Consider the following 7,199-nt stretch of genomic DNA (forward strand, 5'->3'; position numbering starts at 1 on the left):
ACCTGGACCATTTCTGGATCCAGCTGTGGAATTCCTTGCTGATCGCCGTGTCGGTCGGCGTGCTCACGCTGTTCGTGTCGACCTGCGCGGCCTTTGCCATCAGCCGTTTGCGGGTTCCCGGCGGCCGTACGGTGATGAACATGGCACTGTTCACCTACTTCATCCCCGCGGCCTTCTTGGCCGTGCCCATGTACAAGACCATGGGCAACTATGGCCTGCTCAACAACCAGTGGGCGCTCATCCTGGCGATGGTGACGATCGCCTCGCCGTACTGCATCTGGGTGCTCAAGCAGGCGTCGGACAAGCTGCCTTGGGAACTGGATGAAGCCGCGAGGATGGACGGGGCCACGGCCATGCAACTCTTTCGCCTCGTTTACCTGCCATTGATGGTGCCTTCGCTGGTGGCGGTCGGGACGTACGCGTTGCTGCTTGCCTGGAACGAATACCTCTACGCCTTTTTGCTGCTGTCCAAGGACGACAGCGTGACGCTGGCGGTGGCGCTGGGCAATTTCCTCTCGGCCGACGACTCGCCATGGGAACTGCTCATGACCACGGGCCTTATCTACGCGATGCCGCCTGCGGCAATTTATTACGCATTCAAGCGCTATATGGTCGCAGGCCTCACGGCCGGCGCCGTTAAAAGCTGATTCACAGGAAAAATAAACAAAATGGCATCCGTCGCATTCAACAAAATCGAGAAGTCCTTCGGCAAGGTCAAGATCATTCACGGCATCAGTTTCGACATCAGCGATGGCGAATTCGTTGTGCTCGTCGGCCCCTCGGGCTGTGGCAAGTCCACGCTTTTGCGCATGCTGGCCGGGCTCGAAGAGATAACCGGTGGCGAGATCTCCATCGACGGCAAGGTCATCAACGACCTCGACTCCAAGGATCGCGACATCGCGATGGTGTTCCAGAGCTATGCGCTCTACCCGCACATGACCGTGCGCGACAACATGGCCTTCAGCTTGAAACTGCGCAAGGCCGACCAGGCGATCACCGACAAACGCGTGGGTGACGCGGCGCGCATCCTGAACCTCGACCCGTTGCTCGACCGCTTCCCGCGCGAGCTGTCAGGCGGCCAGCGCCAGCGCGTGGCCATGGGCCGGGCCATCGTGCGCGACCCCAAGGTATTTCTCTTTGACGAACCGCTGTCCAACCTGGATGCCAAGCTGCGTGTTGCCATGCGGGCCGAGATCAAGGCGCTGCACCAGCGCCTGAAGACCACGACCGTCTACGTGACGCACGACCAGATCGAGGCCATGACCATGGCTGACCGCATCGTCGTCATGCACGACGGCATCATCGAGCAGATCGGCACGCCGCTGGAGCTGTTCGACCGGCCGGGCAACCTTTTCGTCGCGCAATTTATCGGCTCGCCGTCGATGAACGTGATGAAGGGCACGCTTCGCGTCGCGGATGGCCGCACCTGGGTGGAAGCAGAGGGGCATTCCTGGCCGGCGCAGGCGCTGGCCAATGCGGTGGACGGGCAAGCGGTGAACTATGGCGTAAGGCCCACCGACCTGAAGGTCTCCACGACCGGCACAGGCATCCCTGCCAAGGTGATCGTGATCGAGCCGACGGGCGCGGAAACCGAGCTGCTGCTGGAAGTGGGCAATAGCAAGATCATTGTCGTCATGCATGGCCGCACCGATGCGCAGCCTGACGACATCATTCATCTGGACGTGGCGCCGGGCAAGGCCCACGTCTTCAACGGCGACAGCGGTCAGCGCCTGTCGTGAGCGCGGCCATGGTCGCCGACTCATTCAAGCTGAACGGCAGGCTGGCGCTCGTCACGGGGTCATCAGCCGGCATTGGCCTGGCGCTTGCGCGCGGGCTCGGTCAGGCCGGCGCGGCGGTGGTGGTCAACGGGCGCAATGCCGCCAAGGTGCAAGAGGCCGCGGCCCTGCTGCGCAGCGAAGGCATCACCGCACATGTGAGCGCGTTTGACGTGACGGATTCCGGGGAGGTGAAGGCGGCGGTGGAGACCATCGAGTCAACCATCGGTCCGATCGACATCCTGTTCAACAACGCGGGCATGCAGATCCGCAATTCGCTGGAAGAGTTTGCCGAAGAGGACTGGCGCAAGCTCATGCGCACCAACCTGGACAGCGTCTTCATGGTGGGCCAGGCCGTGGCACGCAAGATGATCCCGCGCAAGCGCGGCAAGATCATCAACATCTGCTCGGTGCAAAGCGAGATCGGCCGGCCGGGAATCTCGCCCTATATGGCGACCAAAGGTGCGGTGAAGATGCTGACCAAGGGCATGGCGATCGACTGGGGTCCGCATGGCCTTCAGTGCAATGCAATCGGGCCGGGGTACTTCAAGACCGAGCTGAACGAGAAGCTATCGTCGGATGAGAAATTCAATTCCTGGCTGATCGGCCGCACGCCGAGCCGGCGTTGGGGCGAAGTGCATGAACTGGCGGGGGCGGCGGTTTTTCTGGCCAGCGATGCGTCCAGCTTCATGAACGGGCATGTGCTGTATGTCGATGGCGGGGTCACCGCCCAACTTTGATTTTTTGTGAGCTGAACTTCAATGAATATGCGCGCCATCGTCTGCCACGCCCCGCTGGATCTGCGCTTTGACTCGCAGGCAGTCGAGCCCGTCGGCCCGAAGCAGATGCGCGTGCGTGTTGCCTTCGGCGGCATCTGCGGCTCGGACCTACACTACTTCCAGCACGGCGGCTTCGGCACGGTGCGCATCAAGGAGCCGATGGTGCTGGGGCATGAAGTTTCGGGCATCGTGAGCGAAGTGGGCAACCAAGTCGCGGGTTTCGCACCCGGGCAACGCGTGGCTGTGTCCCCATCGCGTCCTTGCGGCGTCTGCAAATACTGCCAGCTCGGCCAGCACAACCATTGCCTGGACATGCGTTTCTACGGCAGCGCGATGCGTTTTCCCCACGTGCAGGGCGCATTCCGCGAAACGCTGGTGATCGATCAAACGCAGGCCTACGCCGTGTCCGAAGATATTTCTTTGTCGGAGGCTGCGCTGGCTGAGCCGCTGTCGGTCGGCCTGCATGCCATCAATCGCGCGGGCGTCGTGTTCGGCAAGAAAGTGCTGGTCACCGGTTGTGGGCCCATCGGCGCCTTGCTGATCGCGGGCCTGCGGCGCGCCGGGGCGGCCGAGATTGTGGCGGTGGATATTGCGGAGTTGCCGCTGGCTTGCGCTCTCAAGATGGGTGCGGACAAGGCGATCAACCTTTCGGCGCAGCCCGATGCGCTGGCGCCGTATGCGTTGGAGAAGGGCTACTTCGACGTCATGTTCGAGGCCTCAGGCAATGAACGCGCGCTGCTGTCCGGGCTCCAGGTCGTCGCCCCGCGCGGTGTGATTGTGGCCGTGGGGCTGGGCGGCGACATCAAGATCCCGATGAACGCGCTGGTGGCGCGTGAGATCGATCTGCGCGGCACCTTCCGCTTCCACCCCGAGTTCGCGGTGGCGGTGGAGTTTTTGAACAAGCGCCTGATCGATGGCCGGCCGGTCATCACCGATATCATGAACTTCGACCAGGCGACGGACGCCTTCAAGCTGGCTGGCGACAAGGGTAGGGCCATGAAGGTGCTGCTGCAGTTTGCGCCTGATGCTGCGGCCAGGGCCGGGCTTGCGCAGGCTGGGGCCTGAGACGCGGGAAATTGCACGCCGGATTTATCCAGAACGAACACATGAACACGAACACGGAGCTTTTTTGACCACCTTCACCAAAGTTATTCTCTACACAGACGACGCCGACGGCCTCGCAAAGTTCCGCGAAGAGCAGGTTCCGCTGCCGGAGGGCAATCCGCAATCCATGCTGTCCACGCTGATGCCTTCAGGCGGCTACCAGTTGCGCCACAGCCCGGTAGGTTTTCGCAGCCAGTTTCATTGCTCGCCGCACGGCCAGTGGGTATTCATTCTGGGCGGCGAGATGGAGATCGGCTTGCAGGGTGGAATTTCCCGCATCTTCAAGCCCGGACAGCATTTCTACTCTGCGGACCTGCTGCCGGCCGGCGCCACCTTCGATCCGGCCGTGCATGGCCATTGGAGCCGCCAGGTAGGTTCGGACCCGTTGGTCACCTTGTTTGTGCGAGGCTAAAGGAACCCCATGGCCACCATGAAAAACGTCCACGGCAACACGGTTGACCACATCGGGGAAGCCATCGTCGCGGGCCGTTATACCGCCGGCATGTCCATGCCGCCGGAGCCGGTGCTTTGCGAGGAACTGGGCGTGAGCCGCACGGTGGTGCGCGAAGCGGTCAAGTCACTGATCGCCAAGGGGCTGGTTACCACCGGGCCCAAAGTGGGCACCCGCGTGCTGACCGAGGAGCACTGGAACTGGTTCGATCCCGACGTCATCGCCTGGAAGGCCAAGGCCGGCATCACGCCCGAATTTTTACGTGACCTGCTGGAACTGCGGCGCCTGGTGGAACCAGCCGCCGTGCGCATGGCCGCCGAGCGGGCCACGGCGGAAGAGATCGCCGGGATCGAGGATGCCTATGCCGGTATGAAGCGCGCCGTGGAAGGCGGCGGCGACTACGTCACCTACGACCTGCGTTTTCACCAGGGCCTGCTGCGTGCCGCGCACAACCGCATGCTGGTCCAGATGAGCAAGGCGCTCAGTGCCTTGCTGCGCACCAGCTTTGAAATTTCGACCATCCGCAAGGACGGGCCCAAGCGCTCCCTGCCGCTGCACCGGGCGGTGCTGGATGCGGTGATCGCGCGCAACCCGGCCAAGGCCGAAAAAGCCATTCTGGTGCTGATTGACGGCGCGCACGAGGATATCGAGCTGGTGCTCGGTTCGCGGCGCCGTTTGCCCAAACTGAGCAATCCGGCCAAGCAGCTGAAAGCAGCTTGAGCCTGAGGTGCGGAATTGGCCTTTTGCAGCCTTATGCCGCGCCGGACAGTTGCATGGCGGCACCCACGCAGTGGGATCGCCGCCGTTAGCGCTTAGCGGCCGGTAAACGAGCCGGGACCGCCAGGCCGGCGGGGCCCGTTGCCCCGGCCGCCGCCGCCACCACCGCCGCCATTACCACCACCAGAGCGGTTGCCGCCCCGGTAGTTGCCGCGGTTGCCGCCCGTGGGCTGGCCGGAGGACGGGAAACCCGAGGAGGCGTGGCTGGCGGGTTGCTGGTTGTCAAAGTCGTTGCGCGGCTCCCTCGGCTCGCTGCGGGGTGCGCGTGGCTGCTGGTCGTCGCGCGGCGGGCGCTGCGCCTGCTGGCGTGGCGGCTGGCCGTTCTGTGAGTAGCCCGAAGCCTGTCGTGGCTGGCCGGGGTTGGGTGTGCGGGGACCGCGGCCGCTGCCGCCGCCGTTACCGCCACCACCGTTGCCGCCGCCTGCGGGACCGCGTCCGCGCGCGCCGCCATTGCCGCCGCCGTTACCGCCACCTGCACCCCGCGCGGGCTGTGCGCCCTTGGTGTCGCGAATGCGCTGCATCATTTCAGTACGGGCTGCTTTGGCGGCAGCCTGCATCACGTCGCGGCTTGGCGGCTTGCCCAGGCCACCCCAGATGGTCTGGCGACCCATGGCCAGCGGCTCGGCGCGCTCGCCGGCTTCGGCTTCAAAGCCGGGGACCACGATTTTTTCGATGTTCTGCTTGGTGAAGCGCTCGATGTCCTGCATGAAGCCTTCTTCATCGAGGCAGACCAGGCTGACGGCTTCGCCGCTGTTCCCGGCGCGGCCGGTGCGGCCGATGCGGTGCACGTAGTCTTCGCTCACGTTCGGGATTTCGTAGTTCACCACGTGCGGCAACTCGTCGATGTCGATGCCGCGGGCGGCGATGTCAGTGGCCACCAGGGCGCGAATCGTTCCGCTCTTGAAATCGGCCAGGGCCTGGGTGCGGGCGGTCTGGCTCTTGTTGCCGTGCAGCGCCATCGCGGGGATGCCGTTTTTGGTCAGGTGTTCGGCCACGTTGTTGGCGCCGAACTTGGTGCGGGTGAACACCAGCACCTGGCTCCAGTTGTGCTCGTTGATGATGTGGGTCAGCAGCGCTTTTTTCTTGGCTCGCCCGACGGGATGGATGGTCTGCGTGATGCGCTGCACCGTGGTGTTGCGCGGCGTGACCTGGATGGATTCGGGGTTCTTCAGCAGGCCGTTGGCGAGCTCGCGGATTTCATCGCTGAAGGTCGCGCTGAACAGCAGCGATTGTTTTTGCTTGGGCACCAGGGCCAACACTTTTTTGATGTCGTGGATAAAGCCCATGTCCAGCATGCGGTCGGCTTCGTCGAGCACCAGGATCTGTACCTGGCTCAGGTCCAGCGTGCCCTGGCTCGCGTGGTCCAGCAGGCGGCCGGGAGTGGCGACCAGGATATCGACGCCGCGGCGCAGTTTTTCAATCTGGGCGCCCATACCGACGCCGCCGAACATCACCATGGAGGTGAGGTCGGTGTATTTGCCGTAGGTGCGGACGCTTTCTTCGACCTGGGCCGCGAGCTCGCGGGTGGGGGTCATGATCAGGGCGCGTACGGCGTTGACGCCGCGGCGGTTGGTCAGGCGCGCTTCGGTGGAAAGGCGCTGCAGCAGGGGCAGCGTGAAAGCTGCGGTCTTGCCGGTGCCGGTCTGGGCGCCGCCCAGCAGGTCCACGCCTTTGAGCACGGCGGGGATCGCCTGGGTCTGGATGGGGGTGGGGGTGTCGTAGCCCTGCTCGAGCACGGCCTTCAGAATGGCCGGAGCCAGATTCAATTCTTCAAATGTCATGATGTTGCGCCTGTGTGGCGCTTTAGATCGGCCTGTTGGGTGCCTTGTTGAAAGGCAAACCCGCCAGTCAAAGGCAGATGGGGTCAGAAAGTGGGCCCTAAACATTACGTTTTACATCGTAAGCAGCCACTTGAAGCGGTACCCGGATGTGCCCAAATGTTGAAGGCAACTGGAGCCAGCAACGCCTGTATTGTCGCACAGCAACGATAATGGAGGCATTCACGCATAAAACACGCTTTGCCAAAAGGCGTTTGYGCCCAGGCGCGGCGTGTCGTTCCAGCCCGCAAGAAAGCCTGCTGACAGCCTGTAGAAATAGCATGTACAGGCGGCAAGCAGCCCGTTTTCCTGCATTGTTTTCATTTTTACCAAAGTTAATCCTGATGGCTCAGTACGTATTTACTATGAACAAGGTCGGCAAAATCGTGCCGCCCAAGCGCCATATCCTTAAAGAGGTGTCGCTCAGCTTCTTCCCGGGCGCCAAGATCGGCGTGCTGGGCACCAACGGTTCCGGCAAGTCCACGCTGCTCAAGAT

The 7,199-nt window shown here is 63.1% G+C and carries 8 protein-coding genes; 7 read left to right on the top strand and 1 reads right to left on the bottom strand.

Annotation, left to right across the window (positions count from 1 at the left end; genetic code table 11):
* From AC1D1P_RS10240 to AC1D1P_RS10265, 6 genes are all read left to right on the top strand, one after another.
* Positions 1–647 (top strand): carbohydrate ABC transporter permease (locus tag AC1D1P_RS10240; RefSeq protein ID WP_477672893.1); only part of this gene is annotated, 647 nt, incomplete at its 5' end.
* Positions 648–668: 21 nt separating this feature from the next.
* Positions 669–1,739, top strand: a complete 1,071-nt coding sequence (locus AC1D1P_RS10245) for an ABC transporter ATP-binding protein (protein WP_477671423.1) — start codon at positions 669–671, stop codon at positions 1,737–1,739.
* 8 nt (positions 1,740–1,747) lie between these two features.
* Positions 1,748–2,515 carry an SDR family oxidoreductase gene (locus tag AC1D1P_RS10250; RefSeq protein ID WP_477672894.1) on the top strand — a complete coding sequence of 256 codons (768 nt, stop codon included), beginning with the start codon at positions 1,748–1,750 and terminating at the stop codon, positions 2,513–2,515.
* Positions 2,516–2,542: 27 nt separating this feature from the next.
* On the top strand, positions 2,543–3,619 hold the full coding sequence (locus tag AC1D1P_RS10255) for an L-idonate 5-dehydrogenase (protein WP_477671619.1): 1,077 nt from the start codon (positions 2,543–2,545) through the stop codon (positions 3,617–3,619).
* 64 nt (positions 3,620–3,683) lie between these two features.
* On the top strand, positions 3,684–4,070 hold the full coding sequence (locus AC1D1P_RS10260) for a cupin domain-containing protein (protein WP_477671425.1): 387 nt from the start codon (positions 3,684–3,686) through the stop codon (positions 4,068–4,070).
* Between the two features lie 9 nt (positions 4,071–4,079).
* Entirely contained in the window at positions 4,080–4,829 is a 750-nt protein-coding gene (locus AC1D1P_RS10265; RefSeq protein WP_477657613.1) for a FadR/GntR family transcriptional regulator, read from the top strand.
* 92 nt (positions 4,830–4,921) lie between these two features.
* On the opposite strand, the gene AC1D1P_RS10270 is transcribed toward AC1D1P_RS10265, so the two are convergent.
* Positions 4,922–6,667: a DEAD/DEAH box helicase gene (locus AC1D1P_RS10270; RefSeq protein WP_477671426.1), complete on the bottom strand. Its 1,746-nt coding sequence runs from the start codon at positions 6,665–6,667 to the stop codon at positions 4,922–4,924.
* A gap of 380 nt (positions 6,668–7,047) precedes the next feature.
* Between AC1D1P_RS10270 and AC1D1P_RS10275 the strand changes: the two genes are divergently transcribed.
* On the top strand, positions 7,048–7,199 hold a 152-nt coding region (locus AC1D1P_RS10275), incomplete at its 3' end, for an ATP-binding cassette domain-containing protein (RefSeq protein WP_477672895.1).

The sequence above is a fragment of the Polaromonas sp. P1_E1_2 genome (assembly GCF_056406035.1).